General features: G+C 64.9%; 23 protein-coding genes. 18 read left to right on the top strand and 5 right to left on the bottom strand.

All coding sequences use genetic code 11. From position 1 onward, the window contains the following. Positions 1 to 54: 54 nt before the first annotated feature. The 15 genes from THIARS_RS18555 to THIARS_RS05925 all read left to right on the top strand — a co-directional run bounded on the left by THIARS_RS18555 (position 55) and on the right by THIARS_RS05925 (position 14,684). On the top strand, positions 55 to 225 hold the full coding sequence (locus tag THIARS_RS18555; protein ID WP_186436578.1) for a hypothetical protein: 171 nt from the start codon (positions 55 to 57) through the stop codon (positions 223 to 225). Then, a complete protein-coding gene (locus tag THIARS_RS18890; RefSeq protein WP_013123564.1) occupies positions 218 to 2,842 on the top strand; it encodes an ArdC family protein in 2,625 nt (874 codons plus the stop codon). The genes THIARS_RS18555 and THIARS_RS18890 overlap by 8 nt, the downstream gene beginning before the upstream one ends. 145 nt (positions 2,843 to 2,987) lie before the next feature. Beyond that, positions 2,988 to 4,919, top strand: a complete 1,932-nt coding sequence (locus tag THIARS_RS05865) for a type IV secretory system conjugative DNA transfer family protein (protein ID WP_013123563.1) — start codon at positions 2,988 to 2,990, stop codon at positions 4,917 to 4,919. Between the two features lie 49 nt (positions 4,920 to 4,968). Next, positions 4,969 to 5,256, top strand: a complete 288-nt coding sequence (locus THIARS_RS05870; RefSeq protein WP_232054279.1) for a helix-turn-helix transcriptional regulator — start codon at positions 4,969 to 4,971, stop codon at positions 5,254 to 5,256. Next, complete coding sequence (locus THIARS_RS05875; RefSeq protein WP_013123561.1) at positions 5,234 to 6,592, top strand: type II toxin-antitoxin system HipA family toxin; 1,359 nt, start codon at positions 5,234 to 5,236, stop codon at positions 6,590 to 6,592. The genes THIARS_RS05870 and THIARS_RS05875 overlap by 23 nt, the downstream gene beginning before the upstream one ends. 66 nt (positions 6,593 to 6,658) lie before the next feature. Further along, positions 6,659 to 7,240 carry a S26 family signal peptidase gene (locus tag THIARS_RS05880; protein WP_094159842.1) on the top strand — a complete coding sequence of 194 codons (582 nt, stop codon included), beginning with the start codon at positions 6,659 to 6,661 and terminating at the stop codon, positions 7,238 to 7,240. Positions 7,241 to 7,320: 80 nt separating this feature from the next. Next, entirely contained in the window at positions 7,321 to 7,674 is a 354-nt protein-coding gene (locus THIARS_RS05885) for a TrbC/VirB2 family type IV secretion system protein (protein WP_013123559.1), read from the top strand. 2 nt (positions 7,675 to 7,676) lie between these two features. After that, positions 7,677 to 7,871: a hypothetical protein gene (locus THIARS_RS05890; protein WP_013123558.1), complete on the top strand. Its 195-nt coding sequence runs from the start codon at positions 7,677 to 7,679 to the stop codon at positions 7,869 to 7,871. Then, positions 7,868 to 8,167, top strand: coding sequence for a conjugal transfer protein TrbD (gene trbD, locus THIARS_RS05895; RefSeq protein ID WP_094159843.1), 300 nt, complete (start codon positions 7,868 to 7,870; stop codon positions 8,165 to 8,167). The genes THIARS_RS05890 and trbD overlap by 4 nt, the downstream gene beginning before the upstream one ends. Next, a complete protein-coding gene (locus THIARS_RS05900; RefSeq protein ID WP_094159844.1) occupies positions 8,164 to 10,614 on the top strand; it encodes a VirB4 family type IV secretion/conjugal transfer ATPase in 2,451 nt (816 codons plus the stop codon). Before trbD ends, THIARS_RS05900 begins: the two co-directional genes overlap by 4 nt. Then, complete coding sequence (locus tag THIARS_RS05905) at positions 10,611 to 11,669, top strand: hypothetical protein (protein ID WP_094159845.1); 1,059 nt, start codon at positions 10,611 to 10,613, stop codon at positions 11,667 to 11,669. Before THIARS_RS05900 ends, THIARS_RS05905 begins: the two co-directional genes overlap by 4 nt. Then, positions 11,657 to 11,989, top strand: a complete 333-nt coding sequence (locus THIARS_RS05910; RefSeq protein WP_094159846.1) for a hypothetical protein — start codon at positions 11,657 to 11,659, stop codon at positions 11,987 to 11,989. Before THIARS_RS05905 ends, THIARS_RS05910 begins: the two co-directional genes overlap by 13 nt. Positions 11,990 to 12,010: 21 nt before the next feature. Then, positions 12,011 to 12,712, top strand: coding sequence for a P-type conjugative transfer protein TrbJ (gene trbJ, locus THIARS_RS05915; protein WP_186436579.1), 702 nt, complete (start codon positions 12,011 to 12,013; stop codon positions 12,710 to 12,712). A 165-nt stretch (positions 12,713 to 12,877) separates the two neighbouring features. After that, on the top strand, positions 12,878 to 14,440 hold the full coding sequence (trbL, locus tag THIARS_RS05920) for a P-type conjugative transfer protein TrbL (RefSeq protein WP_186436580.1): 1,563 nt from the start codon (positions 12,878 to 12,880) through the stop codon (positions 14,438 to 14,440). A 1-nt stretch (position 14,441) separates the two neighbouring features. Beyond that, positions 14,442 to 14,684: a hypothetical protein gene (locus THIARS_RS05925; protein WP_013123552.1), complete on the top strand. Its 243-nt coding sequence runs from the start codon at positions 14,442 to 14,444 to the stop codon at positions 14,682 to 14,684. 41 nt (positions 14,685 to 14,725) lie between these two features. Here THIARS_RS05925 and THIARS_RS05930 read toward each other — a convergent pair whose 3' ends face one another. From THIARS_RS05930 to THIARS_RS05945, 5 genes are all read right to left on the bottom strand, one after another. After that, a complete protein-coding gene (locus tag THIARS_RS05930) occupies positions 14,726 to 15,061 on the bottom strand; it encodes a BrnA antitoxin family protein (protein ID WP_013123551.1) in 336 nt (111 codons plus the stop codon). Beyond that, the gene (locus tag THIARS_RS05935; RefSeq protein WP_013123550.1) at positions 15,048 to 15,314 is read right to left on the bottom strand and encodes a BrnT family toxin; all 267 of its coding nucleotides are present in this window, start codon (positions 15,312 to 15,314) and stop codon (positions 15,048 to 15,050) included. Before THIARS_RS05935 ends, THIARS_RS05930 begins: the two co-directional genes overlap by 14 nt. 188 nt (positions 15,315 to 15,502) lie before the next feature. After that, positions 15,503 to 15,871 carry a helix-turn-helix domain-containing protein gene (locus THIARS_RS05940; RefSeq protein WP_094159849.1) on the bottom strand — a complete coding sequence of 123 codons (369 nt, stop codon included), beginning with the start codon at positions 15,869 to 15,871 and terminating at the stop codon, positions 15,503 to 15,505. Further along, the gene (locus THIARS_RS18895; protein ID WP_245845762.1) at positions 15,868 to 15,945 is read right to left on the bottom strand and encodes a hypothetical protein; all 78 of its coding nucleotides are present in this window, start codon (positions 15,943 to 15,945) and stop codon (positions 15,868 to 15,870) included. The genes THIARS_RS05940 and THIARS_RS18895 overlap by 4 nt, the downstream gene beginning before the upstream one ends. After that, the gene (locus THIARS_RS05945; protein WP_013123548.1) at positions 15,926 to 16,126 is read right to left on the bottom strand and encodes a type II toxin-antitoxin system RelE family toxin; all 201 of its coding nucleotides are present in this window, start codon (positions 16,124 to 16,126) and stop codon (positions 15,926 to 15,928) included. Before THIARS_RS05945 ends, THIARS_RS18895 begins: the two co-directional genes overlap by 20 nt. 257 nt (positions 16,127 to 16,383) lie before the next feature. On the opposite strand from THIARS_RS05945, the gene THIARS_RS05950 reads away from it, so the two are divergent. The 3 genes from THIARS_RS05950 to THIARS_RS05960 are packed head-to-tail and all read left to right on the top strand — an operon-like array spanning position 16,384 to position 18,283. Continuing rightward, on the top strand, positions 16,384 to 17,034 hold the full coding sequence (locus tag THIARS_RS05950) for a VirB8/TrbF family protein (RefSeq protein WP_013123547.1): 651 nt from the start codon (positions 16,384 to 16,386) through the stop codon (positions 17,032 to 17,034). Next, on the top strand, positions 17,031 to 17,303 hold the full coding sequence (locus tag THIARS_RS05955) for a hypothetical protein (RefSeq protein ID WP_013123546.1): 273 nt from the start codon (positions 17,031 to 17,033) through the stop codon (positions 17,301 to 17,303). The genes THIARS_RS05950 and THIARS_RS05955 overlap by 4 nt, the downstream gene beginning before the upstream one ends. Further along, positions 17,300 to 18,283 (top strand): TrbG/VirB9 family P-type conjugative transfer protein, encoded by a 984-nt coding sequence (locus tag THIARS_RS05960; RefSeq protein WP_094159850.1) that lies wholly within the window; start codon positions 17,300 to 17,302, stop codon positions 18,281 to 18,283. Before THIARS_RS05955 ends, THIARS_RS05960 begins: the two co-directional genes overlap by 4 nt. The last annotated feature ends 11 nt before the right edge of the window (positions 18,284 to 18,294 follow it).

Consider the following 18,294-nt stretch of genomic DNA (forward strand, 5'->3'; position numbering starts at 1 on the left):
GTCAGGGCAGGGCGTCGCATTGACGCCCTATCCGATCCCTCACAGGAGTCCGTCATGCAAACCCAGCAAACCCCGCAAACCCCGCAAAACCTCGAAACCCCAACCGTCCCCCCGGATGGTGACACCGCCGAATTCGAGTCCCTCTCCGTCCCCGACCGCGCCACGGCCGAAGCCCTCGGTGCCGATTTCGAAGACGACACGCCAACGGAGGCCGATCATGGCTGAGACCGTCAAACCCGACCAGGCCAAACCGCCGCGCGACCTGCGCCAGGAACTCACCGACAAACTCGTCCAGACCCTGGAGCAGGGCCAGATTCCCTGGAACAAGCCCTGGGCCGCGCTGCGAACCGGCTTGCCGCGCAATATGGAAACCGGCAGGGAATACCGCGGCGGCAACCGCCTCATGCTGATGCTGGAACAGGCCGACCGCGGCTACGCCGATCCGCGCTATGGCACCGTCAAGCAGATCAACGCCCTGGGCGGCCGCGTCAAGAAGGGCGAATACGGCCTGCCCGTCGAACTGTGGAAAGAACAGCCCTTCTATCAGCGCAAGGACATCAGCATCACGCTCAACGGCATGCGCGTGAAGGTGTTCGGCGAGAAGAACGGCAGGGCAGAGGTCGGCATGCCGACCGACAAGGAAGCCACCCTGCACGTCAAGACCGCCGATTTGCGCGTACAGCGTCACACCGAGCAGGGTGCGCAACACCTGAGCTGGGGCAAGGCGCGCGAGCTCGACACCTGGACCTCCCGCGTGCACACCGTGTTCAACGTCGCGCAGTGCGAGGGGCTGAAGCTGGAGCCTCTGGCCCCCGCGCCCGACTTCGACCCGGTGGCGCGAGGCGAGTCCCTCAAGGCCGCCATGGCGCGCGATGGTCTCAGTTACGGCGAGCATCCCGAGCACGCCTTCTATTCGCCCAAGCGCGACCAGGTGGTGCTTCCTCCGCGTGGCGCCTTCAATTCCGAGCTGGGCAACGAGCAGGGCGCGGCGCGCTACTACGGCACCTTGTTGCATGAGATCGGCCATGCCACCGGCGCCGCACACCGTCTGAATCGCGAAGGCATCACTGGCGGACACCGCTTCGGCTCCGAAGGCTACGCCAAGGAAGAACTGCGCGCGGAGATGTTCAGCCTGTTCGCCGCCGCCCAGACCGGCATCCCGTATGACCCCGAACGCCACGCCGCCTACGTTCAGGATTGGGCCAAGGCGCTCAAGAACGACAAGAACGAAATCTTCCGGGCCGCAGCCGAAGCGGGCAAGGCCGTGGACTATGTGCTGGACAAGGAGCAGGCGCTGCAGGTCACGCAGGAACGCCAGGCTTCGGTCGATGCGGCGATGCGCGCGGCTGAGCCGTCCGCCCTTGGAGCAGGGCTGACACTCATCAACCCCGACCAGATCAGACCGGGGATCGATCTGGTGGACTTGGAGAAAAATCGCATGTCGCGTGTGCTGACCGTGGAGCGCAATCCCGCCGGGACGACGACCACCACGGAACAGAACCTGGACACGGGAACCCGCCGTCACATGACCTATTGGGAGGGTGACGAAATTGTGGCGACCGCGCTGTCGCTGAGTCTCAAAGACCCGGAGCAGGCCGTCAGTGCCGAACTGCAGCAAGGTAAGCCCAAGGCGCCGGAAAAGACCTTGCAGGCCGAGAGCGGGGTTGACCCCGTGAAAGCCGCGAAGCAACCTAACTTGCGCGAGGCGATGGCGGCCGATGGATGGGAGAGGAAACCGTCCGGCTCTTATGAAAAGACCTTCCTGCTGGACAAGGATAGAAACAAGGGCGGCGAGTTCACCCACGGGAAACCCGTCGCCGAAAAAATCATTTCTGTCCAAACTCGGCCCGGCGGATTCGTGATGGCGCACGGCTGGGATGACGTTTCTGTTCCTGTAATGGCTGGCCTCCCTCCGGCGCAAGCGGTGGCCGAACTCGACAAGGCGGCCAAAGAGATGCTGATGGCCGAGCACGGCAAGAGTCTTGGGGTGACCTCGATTCGTGGCAAGGGCGAGCCGGAGGCCCAGCCCGCGTCGGCGATGCCGAACAGGATGCAGGACGCCCTCCGCCGTGAAGATGAACTGCTGTCGAAACAGCCTCACGAAATGACGTTTGACGAGTTCACTCAGGTCGCCACAGTGCAGAAGCTCGGCCCCGATCATGGGCGGCAGTGGGAAGTCTTCAACGGCAGCGTCCAACGTGGCGAATCGCTGGGCTTCGCCGACGGGCCTACTGCAGAGGGCGCGCTGCGTCAGGCGCACAAGCGCGAGGTCAACAACGCGCTCTACGACCACATGCCTGACGCGGTTCACCCGCCTGGTATGGAACCCAAGAGCATGCCGCCTCAGCATGTGCTCGACGAATACCCCGATCTCCAGAAGAAGTTCGCGCCGGTGATCGAGGAAAACCGTAAGGCGACCGAGTACCAGGTGATGACTGAATCCAGCCCCTACGAAAAAGCCGTCCAGACCTTTGTGAACGGCGGCGGCAATGAGAAGGATGCTCGCCGCATTCTGGACGATGTGCTACTGAGCGAATTCAGTGACAAGAACCTGCCAAAAGCGCTCGAATTCCATGGCTTCGCCAAGCCGCACGAGGCCGAGAAGCTCGCCGCCGACATCATCACCGAAGAAAACCGCAAGGTGAGCGCGAAGGAAGACCGCAAGTCATCTGAGTATCAGATGACAAAGCAGGCGGAGCAGGCGCCAGGCCAGGACAAGGCAAGCGCCGCCGACCCTGCTGCCGACAAATCCCCCGAACCGCCCGAGGCCGACAAACCCGAACGCCCGGCCCGCCCGCGCCTGCGTCAGACCCACCGCAAGGCCGCGGCGATGGAACGCTGAATCCAGCACGCCCAGCGGCAGGTGGCGCAAAACAGCCGCAGCGCGCGACCGGATTCCTTCCCCCTGTTGGCGATCCTTGCCGGGGGGGCGCGCGCCGACTGGCCCACGTCACGGGCCGCCCCCGATCCCCTGAGACCCCACGACCATGACCGCCGCCTCCGAAGCCATCTACCACATCCCCAAAGCGCAGAAAGACATCACCCGCTTCGTCTGGACGGGCCTGGGCCTGTTCATCCTGATCGTGCTGCTGTCCACCTGGGCCGCCACCGAATACGCCGCCTGGGCCTTCGGCTTCACCCCGGCGCTGGGCCAGCCCATGATCCCGCCCTGGCTGTACGCCCCCTACGACATCCTGATCTGGACCTTCAAATACAACCGCATCGAGTACGGCCAAGCCGTGCTGGACATCCTGGAACGTGCCCACCTCATCATGGGCGTGGGCGGTTTCCTCTCCCTGGTGCTGCCCGTGGGCATCGCCTATCGCCGTTCACGCAAAGCCGATGCCGAGCGCAACGATCTGCACGGTTCGGCCCACTGGGCCGCTGCCCCGGAAGTCGCCGCCGCCGGCATCCTGCCCGACGACAAGAACAAGGGCGGGGTGCTGTTCGGCGCCTGGAACGACGGACAGCAGGTGCGTTACCTGCGCCACAAGGGGCCGGAACACATGATGGTGTTCGCCCCCACCCGATCCGGCAAGGGGGTGGGCATCGTCATCCCCACCTTGCTGAGCTGGGATCAATCCGTGCTGGTGCACGACATCAAGGGCGAGAACTGGGCGCTGACCAGCGGCTTTCGCGAAAAGGTGCTGGGCCATCGCGCCATCAAGTTCGACCCGACCTCCCCCGATTCCGCCCGGTTCAACCCCCTGCAGGAAATCCGCATGGACGGCAATCTGGTCAAGGACGTGCAGAACATCGCCACCATGATCGTCGATCCCGACGGCAAGGGCCTGAACGACCACTGGGCCAAGACCGGCTTCGACCTCATGACCGGGGTGGTGCTGTTCGTCCTGCTCTACTGGGACGGCAAAGGCCCCGACGCCCGCCTGCGCTGCCTGCATACCGTGCAGGCCATCCTCTCCGACGGCGGCCCGATCCGCGAGATCGCCAAGGAAACCGCCGAGCGCAACCAGGCCGAAGACGCCGAGCCGATGGAAGGCTCGCAGGCGGTGATGGCCTATATCCGCGATGTCGCCCTGGAAAAAGGCGCGCAAAGCAGCGACCCGCACGCCCGCACCGGCTGGGCCGCCGTGGCGCAGGCCAGTCAGTCCTTCCTCAACAAGGCGCCGAACGAAGCCTCGGGCGTGCTGTCCACCGCGCTGTCCTTTCTCTCCCTCTACCGCGACCCCATCGTCGCCGACAACACCCGCGTCTCCGACTTCACCCTGGAAAGCATCATGGGCGGCGCCGACGTGGACGGCAAGCCCGAAACCAGGAAGACGGCGCTGTATCTGGTGGTGCCGCCCAGCGACAAGGATCGCCTCAAGCCGCTGCTGCGCCTGGTCATCAATCAGGCGGTGCGGCGGCTGACCGAAGGCATGGACTTCGACGCCGGCGGCGCGAGCAAGAGCCGCTATCCCCATCGCCTTCTGCTGCTGATCGACGAATTCCCCAGCCTGGGCAAACTCGACATCTTCCAGGAGGCGCTGGCCTTCATCGCTGGCTACGGACTCAAGGCATTGTTGATCGTGCAGGACTTGAGCCAGTTGTATGCGGCCTATACCAAAGACGAATCCATCATGAGCAACTGCCACATCCGCGTGGCCTACGCTCCGAACAAGATCGAGACCGCCGAGCTGCTGAGCAAGATGGCCGGGCAGGCCACCGTCAGCCATACCCAGCGGCAGTACAGCGGCAACCGGCTGGCCGTGGTGCTGCAGAACGTCAACACCAACGAGCAGATCGTGCAACGCCCGCTGCTCACCCCCGACGAGTGCATGCGCCTGCCGCCCGACGACGAACTGGTCTTCGTCGCCGGCCATGCCCCCGTCTACTGCCAGAAGATCAAGTATTACCAGGACGCGGCGCTGGCCGAGCGCATCAAGCTCGGGGCAGCGGCGAGCACGGGCAGGCAATAAAAGTCCAATAAAATGGACAAAATAAAAGAAATACAGCAAAATGTCCAATATGAAGGACATCAAAGACCCTATGCTTCCTGCGCTCAACGCCCAGGAGCTTGGGCATGCCCTGCGCGCAGAGCGCAAGACGCGCGGCCTGAGCCAGGCGGCGCTTGCGCAAACCATCGGCAGAAAGCGCCAGACCATCGTCGCCCTGGAGGCTGGGCGCAACGTCAGCCTCTATACGCTCTTTGCCGCACTGGCCGCCCTGGGCAAGGGGTTGCTGATCCAGGACGCCCGGCTCGACCCGGCTCGGCTGCAGGAGCTGTTCCCCGATGATGAAGATCAAGGAACTTGAAGTCTCCACCCCACAGGGGATGGCGGGGCCACTGCGCCGCGAGTCGCAGTACGTCTTCAACTACGGCCGCGGCGTCGATCCCTCCTGCGAGATTTCTCTGACCATGCCGCTGCGTGCGCAGAGCTATGCCGGGAACGTGTTGCCGCCCATTTTCACGATGAACCGGCCCGAAGGCTGGCTGGCGCAGGAACTCGTGCGCCGCATGGCCAGGCACGGCCCGATGGACGATATGCGCCTGCTGGCCATCACCGGTGAGCATCAGATCGGCAGGCTGAACTTCAAAGAGCCCGGCCAGCCTGACAGCAGGCGCCTGGCCCGGATCGGGCTGCGCGAGATTCTGTCCGCCGGATCGTCTGCGGAAATCTTCGCCTTTCTGGTCGATCAATACATCGATTCCGGGATTTCCGGTGTCCAGCCCAAGATCATGGCTCCCGATGCCGACCGACTGCCGCTCCCGGCCGACCGAACGACCGCCAGCGTGGTCGATCTGATCGTCAAGTCAGGCGGCGCGCAATATCCCGATCTGGCCGTCAACGAATTTCTCTGCATGAGCGCTGCGCGTCACGCCGGCCTGACTGTCCCGGACTTCTGGTTGTCCAACGACCGTCAGCTCTTCGTCATGAAGCGCTTTGACATCACACCAGAGGGCAGCCGACTGGGTTTTGAGGACATGGCCGTGCTCATGGGCAAGTCAGCCGACCCCTATGGCCGCTACAAATACGAGGGCAGTTACGAGAACATCGCCCGCGCGCTGCATCTGTATTGCGCCGCCGAGACGCCCCCGTCCCTGGGTCGGCTGTTCGAGAGCGTGGCCCTGTCCATGATGGTGCGCAACGGCGATGCGCACCTCAAGAACTTCGGCGTGCTGTATGACCATCCGCACGCCCTGCAGCCGCCCCGGCTTGCGCCCGTCTACGACGTGGTGACGACCACGGCCTACAGCTACGCCGATACCCGCACTGGAAGAGAACTGACCGACCGCACCCTGGCGCTCAAACTCGCAGGGTCGAAGTCCTACCCCTCCCGCGAGGAACTGATGAATTTCGGGCGGGTGAGTTGCAACGTCAGTCGCCCTGGTGAAGTCGTCGAGCGCATCGCCGAGGGCATGACGCGGGCGCTTCAAGAGCACGGCGAGCTGCTGTCCCGCCCCATGCGGGACCTCATTCACCGGGAGTGGGATGCAGGAAGGATGAGCTACGCGCCCATCGTGTCCAGGACGGCGCAGTCCCTCTCCCCAATCGAGAGTGGAACCCAAGCAGCACCCGCCGATGACAGTGGTACGAAGGCGCAACCCGCCCACCGCCGAAGGAGCACGCGCCGCGACCTGAACCGCTGAGCTTCCCGGCCCCACCCCGCAGAGTCAGGGCAATCACCGCGCGCATCCGCGCGGCAGGAGCCCTGAATGAGCATCCCCTACGCCATCGAACAGGCGATCACCCGCCAGCGCATGCCGCGTTGGAATCGCCTGCTCATTCCCATCGCGGCGCTGGCCGCGACCGCCCTGACCATCAACGTCCTGTGGTGGTGCGGCTGGCGGGTCAACTGGACTGAGAGCGAGCCGCTTGGCCTCTACCGCCTGCTGCCCGTCACGGCAGACTCGCGCATCGTCCGCGGCGAACGCGCCGAGTTCTGTCCTCCCACCACCGTGACGCCGCAGGCCTTTCCCTTCTACATGAAGGGCGACTGTCCTGGCGGCGGCATGCCAATGTTCAAGCAGATCGTCGGTCTGCCCGGCGACCGCATCACCGTCACCCCACAGGCCGTGACCATCGACGGCAAGGCGCTTGCCCACAGCGGCCAGCTTCCCGGATCGCCGAGCTATCCATGGGTACATCTCCCGTACCAGCGCGGCACATTCACCCTCGGCCCCGATCAGTTCTGGGTGTATGGCAGCGGCGCGCGCCCCGCGCTGGCCGCGCAGAGCTTCGACAGCCGCTACTGGGGGCCGATCACCCGGCAAGACATCCGTCGCATCACCCGCTGAGGCAGTTGTCCCCACCCCGCAGAGTCAGGGTAGGGCGCCAATGTCTGGCGCCCTTCCTTCCCAACCTGAAAGGTCTTCTCATGAAACGTCTCAAACTGCTTTCCATCCATCACCGCCTGCGCGCCGCCGTCGTGCGCCGCCTGGTTCTGGCCTCCGCCGTATTCGCCGCCACCATGGCCGACGCCTTCGCCACCGGCGCCGGCGGCCTGCCGTGGGACAGCGCGGTCAGCACCCTGCAGAACGACCTGACCGGCCCGGTGGCCACGGCCATCAGCGTCATCGCCTTTCTGGCGGCGGGCGCCGCCCTGGTGTTCGGCGAAGAACTCGGCGGCATCGCCAAGAAAGCGCTGTATGTGGTGCTCGGCGTGGCGTTCATCGTCCTGGGCAACAAATTCCTCCAGGTGCTCGGACTGACCGGCGCCCTGGTGTTCTGAACATGATGCACCTCGCCCTCTCACAGGCCGGGCAAGGCGGGGAGGCGACTCCCCGCCCCGCGCTGCCCGAAGTCCTGATCGCCGTCGTGCAGGCTCTGGTCGAGCAGGGCTGGGAGTTGCCGCAGATCGTGGCGGCGCTGCGCCACACGGCCGACCTCACCGAATTCACTGACCGCGTGACCGGAGTTCCGCAATGAACGACACCCAAACCCCCATCCATGATTCGCTCAACCGTCCCATCCTGATGATGGGCGGCGAACGCCAACTGGTGCTGCTGCTGGCCATCGTGGCCGGCATTTTCATCTTCTCGCTGGCCAAGCTCTGGGCCGCCCTCGTCGGCGTCACGCTGTGGATGGTCGGCCAGTGGGCGCTGTCGCGCGCCGCGGCCTACGACCCCATCCTGTCCAAAACCGGCGGCCGACTGCTCAAATATCGCCGCTACTACCCCGCGCAGGCCAGCCCCTTCGCCAAGGATCGGGAGGTGCGGTCATGATGGCGCTCAAGGAGTTCCGCTCGGCCGCCTACGGCCTGCCCGACCTGCTGCCCTGGGCGGCGCTGGTGGACAACGGCATCGTGCTGACCAAGGGCGGGGGCCTGATGGCCGCCTGGGCCTATCACGGCCCCGATCTGGACTCTTCCACCCAGGAAGAACTCGGCGCCATGTCCGCCCGCGTCAACGCCGCCCTCAAACTGGGCGATGGGTGGGTGCTGCACTGCGACGCCGTGCGCGCCCCCGCGCCGGGCTACGCCCCGCCCGGAGCTTTCCCCGACCGCACCACGCGGCTGATCGACGACACCCGCCGCCACAGCCACGAACGCAGCTTCGTCGGCTACCGCAGCCGCTTCATCCTCACTGTCACCTGGTTCCCCATGCCCGACGCCGCGAGCAAGACGGCCGATCTGTTCGTCGAGGGACGCGTCAAGGCCACGGCCCACCGCAATCTGGAGCGCTTCAAGGAACAGATCCGGGAACTGGAATCCCGCCTCTCCACCCTGCTGGACATCCATCGCCTCAAAGACCGCATCGATCTGCGCACCGGCGCCATCGACAGCCCCCTCCTCGCGCACCTGGAACAGTGCATCAGCCTGTTGCCGGATCGCCGTCCCTTCCGCATGGCGCAGGCGCCGATGTATCTGGACGCCGTGCTCGGGCAGCACGACTTCACCACCGGCTTCATCCCCCGCATCGGCCGGCGCAGTATCTCCTGCATCGCCCTGACCAGCCTGCCGCCGGAGAGCTTCCCCGGCATCCTGGACATGCTCTCGCGCCTGCCCGTGTCTTACCGCTGGAGCAGCCGCTTCATCTACCTCGATCCGGGGCAGGCCGAGAAGACGCTGAATAAATACCGCAGCAAGTGGGCGCAAAAGCGCAAGAGCATGATGAACCTGCTGCGCGAGAACGCCGGCGGCCAGGCCACCCACATCAACGCCGACGCCGACCGCATGGCCAGCGACGCCGTGCAGGCGCTGGCCGAAGCGTCCAGCGGCATGGTGCTGTTCGGCTACTACACCAGCGTGCTGCTGCTCTCGCACGAAGACCCGGAAATCCTCGACGAGTCCACCCGCGAGATGGTCAAGCTCACCCTCAACCGCGGCTTCGGCGCCCGCGTGGAGGACGTGAACGCGGTCGAGGCCTATCTGGGCACGCTGCCGGGCAACACCGCCGCCAATGTGCGCCGCCCCATCCTCCACACCCTCAACCTGGCCCACCTGCTGCCGCTGACCGCCGTCTGGGCCGGGCCGGAGCGCAACCCCTGTCCGTTCTATCCCCCGAACAGCCCTCCGCTGCTGCAGGCCAAGACCGACGGCGGCACGCCCTTCACCCTCAGCCTGCACGCGGGCGATCTGGGCCACGCCGCCATCCTCGGCCCGACCGGCGCCGGAAAGAGCACCCTGCTCGCCCTCGTGGCGGCGCAGCAGTTCCGTTATCCCGGTGCGCAGGTCTTCGCCTTCGACAAGGGCTACTCCATGCTGCCGCTGTGCTGGGCGGCGGGCGGCGAGCACTACGACATCGCCGGCGAGCAGGGTGATCTGGCGTTCTGCCCGCTTGGCCGGGTGGATGAACCGAACGAGCGCGTCTGGGCCGCCGAATGGCTGGAGCAGTTGTGCGAGCTGCAGGGCGTCAGGATGCTGCCCCACCACCGCCAGGAGCTGTTCCGCGCGATCACCCAGCTCGGCGCCTCGACCGAGAACATGGCACAGCGCACCCTGACCAACTTTCTCGTGCTGCTGCAGGATCAGAGTCTGCGCGAAGCCCTGCAGGCCTACACCCTGCGCGGCATGGCCGGTCACCTGCTCGACGCCGAAACCGACAGCCTGGGGCAGGACGTGTTCCAGGTCTTCGAGATGGAACACCTGATGAACAAGGGCGACAAGCTCGTGCTGCCCGTGCTGACCTATCTGTTCCACCGCATCGAGCAGCGCTTCAAGGGCCAGCCCACGCTCTTGATCCTCGATGAAGCCTGGATCATGCTCAGCCATCCCGCCTTCAAGGCCAAGATCCGGGAGTGGCTCAAAGTGCTGCGCAAGGCCAACGTCGCCGTGGTGTTCGCCACCCAATCGCTGACCGACTTGACCCGCTCGGGCATCGCCGACGTGATTTTCGAATCCTGCCCGACCAAGATCTTTCTGCCCAACCCCGAGGCCGAGACCGAGAACATCCGGCCGCTATACGAGGCCGTCGGCCTTAACGCCCGGCAAATCAAGATTCTGGCCTTCGCCACCCCGAAGCGCCAGTACTACGTCATGCACCCCGACGGGCGCCGCCTGTTCGACCTCGGCCTGACCGGCCCCGAACTGGCCTTCGTCGGGGCCAGCGGCAAAACCGACATCGCGCGCATCCGTGAACTGCGCGACACCCTTGGCCATGCGTGGCCCGCCCAGTGGCTGCGCGAACGCGGCCAGTTTGAGGCCGCACAACTGTGGGAGAGTTACCAATGAGAGCTTTCAAACCCGTCTTCCTCGCCGTCGCGCTCGCCACGGCAGCCACCTGCCATGCGCAGACGTATCCAGCGCCCGAGCCATCGCCCGATCCTTCGGCACAGCAAAGCCTGAGCGCAGCCGTAAACGCCAACGGCAACGCGACCTACGACGCTGGCATGGCGTACTACAACCAGCAGGCCTACCAGGCCGCGGCCAACACCGCGCAGGACATCTCCAATCAGGATGCGCAATATGCGGGTAGTGGCGGTTTCTGGTACGGCGACGCCTGGCAGCAGGCCGCCGATCAGGCCCAGACCGTCGCCAACGACAACCAGACGCAGGCCGACGACCAGATTCCGGTCCAGAACCAGAACGAGGCGACCCAGGCAAGCAGCCTGAACGCGGCGCAGAATGCCGCGCAGCCCACGGCGCAAGCTAACAGCACGGCGGCGCAGTCCGCCGCGCAGCATGGCGCGAGCCAGTCATTCGCGGACATCGGCCAGCAAACCAGCGTGCAGCAAGGCCAGCCCACGGTGACGAACCACACCGGCGAATACCTGATCGCCGGGGCGGCGACGCAGGCGGCGATGAACGGCCTTTCCGTGAGCGGGTATAGCGCCAACATCGCGGCTTACCAGGCGGCTCAGAACGCCGCAGCGTGCTCGGGATGGAATGCAGGCTGCGCCGCGTTCTGGTGGGCCGTCAACGCGACGGAGCAGGCCCATGCCAATGCGGCCTACGCCGCCAACGTCGCCGCCGCACCCGTGCTCGGCACGGCCCTCAATGTGGCCGCCGCCGCCTCGGCGCTGAACAGCGCCAAAGGCACGCTGAGCCAGATCAGCAGCATGACCGGGGTGGCGCAAGGGCAGACAGCAGGATCGACGAACGCTCAACAGGCCTTGGCGCAAACCACCGCACAGACCGGCGTGCAGCAGGGGCAATCCGCCACAGCCGCCAGCACGGACACGGGCTACACGTCCGCCGCTGCGCCCAGCAGAACGCCCTGGGCGCAGCGGCCCAGCAGAACCAGAACGCCGCCGTCACTGCGGCGCAGGCCGGGTTGGCCGGACTGAGCGCCGAGTATTCGCGCAACGCCGCCAACCAGATCGCCGGTTACGACAACGCACAGGCGCAGTCCACCGGCGACCCCGACTGGTCATCCGCCGCCCAGATCGCGCAGAACGAGGTTGATCAGCAGCAGGGCATCTACACCTATCAGCAGAACATCCAGAACCAGGCTATCGCCACCGGCAACACCACAGCCGCCCAGGCGAATGCCCTGTCACCCGGCATCGCCAACACCCTGAACACCGCAGCGCAAGGCGCGGCAAGGAATCAGGCCAACACCACCCTGCAAAACATCGGCAGCCAGACCGGCGTGCCTCAGCAGTAATCCATTCGGAAAGGAATGACCATGAACATGAACAAGACCCGCATCGCCGCCGTCACCCTCCTCGCGGCGCTCGCCAGCGCACCAGCGCATGCCACTGGCATGATCGCCGGGGCCACGTTTCCCGAACAGATCGTGCAGGAACTGACCCTGGTCGAGCAATACGCGACCCAGGCGCAGCAGCTACAGGCGCAGTTCCAGCAGGTTTTCAATCAGGCCGTGAACATGCAGAACATCCCGGCTCAGCTCTGGCCGAATATCAGCAGCCAGCTCAGCAGTCTGGTCAGCCTGGTCGGCAACGCCAAAGGACTCTCGTATGCCGCCGCGAACACGGTATCGGCCGTGCAGTCGCAGTTCGGCGCCCCCAACACCGTGTTGAGCAACTACAACGCCAGCCTGCAGGCGTGGACGAGCAATCTGGATAGCCAGATCGCTGACGTGCTCAAGCAGTATGGCTTGAATGCGTCCAACTTCCAGACCACCCAGTCGGCCCTGGCGGCCATCCAGGCGCAGAGTCAGTCGGCAGATGGCCGCAAAGCCGTCATGCAGGCCGGCAACCAGATCGCCGGGATGATGGTCAACCAGATGCAAGGCTTGCAGTCCGACATTCAGGCCGGCAATCAGGCCATGTTGAACTACATGGCCATGCAGGCGCATACGCAGGTGAACCAGTCCAACAGCGTGACGCCCATCCTGACGGCGCCCACCGGGCCCGGTGCATTCTGAGGAGCGATGATGCGAACCGTCACCGCCGCAACGTCGCGCCATGCCCTCATGAGAAAACGCAGGGCCGCCCCAAGTTTTCTCATCCCCCTTGGGGGGGCTGACGCGAACGCGGCAGGTCTGGGGGCCCTCCCAACCCGCACGCAATGGGCCGTCGCTGCGGGGTTGATGCTCTTGCTTGCGGTGGCGGCCACCGCCCACGCCGCCCCGGCGCCCACCCTGACGGGCGGCCCAGGGGGGCAGGGCTACCTCGACACCATCAGCTCCCAGTTTCAAGCCGCGACCACCGGCTGGATGACCACGGCTCAGGGCTATGCCTTCAAGATTTTTACGGCGCTGGCCGCCATGGATCTGTCCTGGTGGGGGATCAAGCAGGTGCTCAAGAAGAACGATCTGGCCGATTTCATTGCCGGGGCCACGCTGAAGATCGCCTCCATCGCCTTTTTCTACACCATCGTCAAGTACGCGCCGATGTGGATGCCGCTGATCACATCGAGCTTCATGGACATGGGGCAGGCCATCGGCGGTTCGAGCGCTGCAACAGCCTCGCCTTCTGGCGTGATGTCGATGGCCTTCTCCGTGGTGCATCAGCTCTATGAGGTCTATAACAACGCTCCGGGGGGCATTACCAACATCGGCACCAACCTGTTCCTGGCCATCATCATCGCCGTCACCTCGCTGCTGGCCCTGATCGGCTTTGGCCTGGTCGCCCTGCAACTGTTGATGACGCTGATCGAGACCTATCTGGTCGGCGGCGCTGGCCTGGTGATGCTGGGCTTCACGGGCTCCGGCCTGACCAGCAGCTTCGGCGAGAAATACATCGGCTATCTGGTCAGCGTGGGCATCAAGCTGCTGATGATCTACGCCATCATCGGCCTCGGGCAGAACCTCATCAACAGCGAACTCGCCTACATCGCGCAATACACCGGAGGAAAGTCGCTGCCGCCCACCGATCTGCTGACGGTCGGCGTCAGCATGCTGATCTACGGGGTCATCGGCATGCAGGCGCCGGGCCTGGCGGGCAGCCTGATGAACGGGTCTCCGAATATGTCCCTGGGCAACGTCGCGGGCGGCGCTGCGGCGATCGCTGGCGGCATCGCCGCAGCGGGCGTGGCAGGGGCCGCAGGTTACGCCAGCGCCGCCAAAGGTCTCGACAGAATGGCAGGCCTGGTCGGGGCTGGGGCGGGTGGCGGCTCAGGCGCGGGCGGCGCGATTGCCGGCGCAGAAAAACTCGCCGCCCTCGGCCAGGCCACTGGCGCAGCGGGCAAACCCGCAGGCGACATGATGGGTTCCATCGGCGGCGGCGGGAAAGGGGGCGGTGCTTCCGCGCCCGCACCGTCCTCTGGCACACCTGGTGGATCGCTGGGCGGGGTGAGCGGCGCGGGCGCCAATACCGCCCGTCTGGGCCAAGCGTCGCAGGCCATGATGGAAGGCAAGGGCATCAGCGGCCCTTCGAGCACACCGTTGCCGTCCTCTGCCCCATCCGCATCTGCGCAACCCGCACCCGCACCGAGCGTCCCGCCGAAAGGCCCGCTCGATGCGCTGGGCGCACCCTCCGGCGAGAGCGGGTCTGCCGATCTGAGCAAGGCGGCGAGCAACTCGGATCGAGAGCCGTTCGACGTGCTGAAAGACAACCTCGGCAAGGTGGCCAGCACCAAAGACGATATTGCCCGGCATGAGGGCGGGGGCGGCAGCGGCATTCAGATCCGCCTCGGCCATGTGGAGCACTGAGATGGCCGACGACAAAAACCGCCTGCGCAGACAGGTTGCCGACGAAATCGGTGCGAGTCTCTCACAAGCGATGCAGCGCGACCGCAAGAGTCTGGTGATCCTGCTCCTGCAGGTGGTCAACGCCGTGTGGTTCGCCGTGCTGTGGGAGCGCGGCTTCGAGCCCATCGCGGCAGTCGGCATCTGGGCCGCATTCTTTTCCGCTTCGATCACCGTCTCGATCCTGATCGAGAAACGGCGGTCATAGCTTCGCGGCACTCAGGGCCGCGCCGACAAGACCGATGCCGGTCAGTGGGGGAAGGGATGCTCGTTTAAGTACTGACGCAGTGCGGCATTCACGCGGGTCTGCCAACCCTTCCCGGTGGACTTGAAGGTTTCCAGCAGGTCGGCGTCCAGTCGTATCGCGGTGAATACCTTGGTTTCGTCGGCCTTCGGGCGACCGCGAGGACGCTTGGCGACTAGCGCGGCGTACATTTCCGGCGGTAGCGCCTCGCTAGCTGGCTTTGCCCTGGCAAAGTCCTCTGCTGTCCATTCAGGGTTATCCGGGTCAGCCACAATGCCTGCATTGATGGCCGCGTCCTCTTCCTGCGTGGGGTAGATCGTTCCGGTTTTAAGTTTCGGCATAGCGCTTCACCTCTCTCGTGTTTGCCTTGCGCAGGCTGATGACGCGGACTGCATCGGGTCGCAGGCAATAGACCATCACGTGCAGACGTTCGCCGATGTAACCGGTGGCTTCAAATCTTTGCTCGGCGTACTGCTTGCGCGTGTCCTCACGAACCACCGCTGCTTCCCACTCAAAGCCTTCAGCTTCGGCTAGCGACAAGCCATGCTTGTCGAGGTTGCTTTCGTCTTTGGATAGGTCGAATTCGTAGTCCATGTGAATTATTGTATAAACACAAAATGGCCGTGCAAAGTGTTTTTTGTATAAACATTAAAGCCGTGTTACACCCGCACCTCCTGCAACCTCCAGCGCAATCAGGCGCGCCAGGAGCCGGCGCTACGCGGCGTTGGGTGCATTGGCAGTCGCTGCCATCGCCATCACCGGCGTTCATAGCTTCGCGGCACTCAGGGCTGCAAGTCGTTGAGCGTTACACCCAGCGCCGCTGCGAGGGCTTTGAGAGTCTTGGCCACTCCGATCCGCTTGCCCGTCTCGATCTGGCTGAGATAGGCCTTGCTGATGCCGGCCTTCTCGGCCAAAGCGTCCTGGGTGAATCCGCGATAGTCGCGCCAGGCCTTGACGGGATGGACTCCATCAAGGATCGCATGCGCGACAGCACCCAGCACCCGGAATCCATCGTCTGCAGCTTTCACGGCATCGAACAGGGCAACGTCATCCAGGCTCTCGGCGGCGCGCATGAGCCCCGCAAACAACTCCATCGGAACCACGGCGTATTCCCGCTTCCCGTTGCGTTCGATGAATTGAATCGTGCTCATGGGTACGCACCTCCTCGTGGGGCAACCGCCAGGATCATCACCACCAGGCAGTCATCATGAATCTCGTAAATCACGCGCCAATCGCCGACGCGCAACCGATAGACCGGAGCGTCCCTGCAACTTCTTCACGTTGTTGTTCGGTCCATGGGGCGCAGCCGCCAACTGCTCGATCTTTTCGCGCACTGTCGTTGCAAGATTGCGTGGCATGGCCTTGAGGCTCTTGAACGCTTCGCGGCTGTATTCAATCGAGTACATGGGCCAGTATTAGCGGAATGCAAACCCTCTGCAAACTCTAACGCACAACTGATTCGCTGCGCGAGTTGGCGGGGCACAGCGCACTGGGGCGCTGCCCGCCTCGGCCGGGTGCCGTGCACCGGGCCGTTGGGTTTGCGTCGGTGCAAAGCACGGACGCGGATTCCCTGACAGACGCATCACCCGCTGATGCAGTTGTCCCCACCCCGCAGAGTCAGGGCAGGGCGCCAACGTCTGGCGCCGCAACCCTGGAGAACGGTATGGCCGAAGCCAACCCCTACCTCAACGCCCGGCGCGAGTGGGATGAGCGCTATGGCGACGCGCTCGCCCGCGCAAAGACCTGGCGGCTAGCCGCCTTCGCCAGTCTGACCGTGGCCGCGATCGCCGTCGCCGGCATCACCTACATCGGCGGACAAAGCAAGATTCAGCCCTTCGTCGTCGCCCTCGACAAGATGGGCAACCCGGTCGCCATGGCGCAGCCTGCGGGCGGTAGCGCCGTCAGCCAGCGCATCATCGAGGCGCAAGTCGCCAACTGGGTGTGGACGGCGCGCAGCGTCATCCCCGATCCCACGGCGCAGAAGGCGCTCATCGCCAAGGTCTATGCGATGACCGGAAGCAGCGCCGCGTCCTATCTCAACACCTGGTACGCCGCCCACCCGCCGTTCGGCGACTTCACCGTCAACGTCACCATCACCAGCGTCCTGCCCGTCAGCAAGGACACCTGGCAGGTCGGCTGGGATGAGATGCGCTTTGAGGGAGGTCAGCCCAAGCCGGTCGAACACTGGCGCGCCAACATCACCACCGGCCTCGACCCCAAGCTGGCCGACAACCCCCAGGTCATGCTCGACAACCCGCTGGGCCTGTTCGTCAAGAACGTGACCTGGACGCAGATCGTCGGCGCCGCCAAGTGAGCGATCGACTGGAACAGCGCAAAGCCGCCGCCCGGTGGTCTGGGCGGTACATCGTCTGCGCCTTCCTGGAGACGATCGGGCTGGCCCTGATGCTGTGCGTTCCCCTCGATCTGCTCGTGCTGCTCCCCGTGCTCGATTTATCGGGCTACCGCTTCAACCCTTTCGTCTACGCCTTCTGGCTCGCAGCGGTCGGCCTCGTGCTGCGCCCGCGCATCCTGCGACCCGATTTCGTCAATTCCATCACGCTCTATCAGGAGGATCCAACATGACTCCCACCAAATCCCTGCTCGCCCTGGCCATCCTGGCCGCCGCAGCCACCGCCCACGCCGCGCCACCGGCAGCCTCAGCCTCCCAACCCAAGCCCGACATCAAGCCCACGACATCGATCCCACTGCAAACCAGCCATCAGATCTACGACCTCAAGGCGCCGATCCCGCTGTCCTGGCGGGCGACCACGGCCGCAGCCCAGACCTGGCTGAATACCGGCAGCGCCCCCAGCATGGTCGGCACCAACGGCATGGTGATGTATGCCTATGGCCAGAGCCAGCCCACCATCACCTGCGCCCCGTTGCACATCTGCGTCATCAACCTGCTGCCCGGCGAGCACATCACCAACCTGTCCATCGGCGACAGCGTGCGCTGGCTGGTGCAGACCGCCGATGCCGGAAAGACGCCGGTCGTCGTAGTCAAACCGACCGCCGCGGGCCTGACGACCAATCTGGCCGTCACCACCGATGCGGGCCGGGTGTACTACCTGACGCTGGTCAGCGACCAGCACAACTATGTGCCGCAAATCGGCTTCTACGATCCGCAGCAGTTGGTCATCAACATGGAGCAGCAGGCCGCCCAACAGCGCGCCGCCGAAGCGGCGCAGACCGCCGCCAAGCAGCAGGCCGTCATCGCCCCGCTGGGCCACATCGACCCCTCGACCCTGGACTTCTACTACACCTGCAAACTCGACGACGGGCACTCCGACCTGGAGAACGACGACCTGCTGCCGCTGCGCGTGTTCTCCGGCGGCGGCCACACCTATCTGCAGATGCCGGGCAAGATGCGCTACACCGATGCGCCCGCCGTGTTCAACGTCACCAGCGACACCACCGAACTGCTCAACAGTCGCCTGGTGCACGACTACTTCGTCATCGACGGCCTGCCGCAGAAGTTCAAGCTGGTCGTCGGCGTGGGTAAAGGCTCGCGCAGCGTCACCTGCCATCACCAGCAGATGAACGCCGGCTGGTGGGCCCGCTGATGGAGACGACG

The sequence above is a fragment of the Thiomonas delicata genome, from assembly GCF_900088825.1.
In the GTDB taxonomy this organism is placed as follows: domain Bacteria; phylum Pseudomonadota; class Gammaproteobacteria; order Burkholderiales; family Burkholderiaceae_C; genus Thiomonas_A; species Thiomonas_A delicata.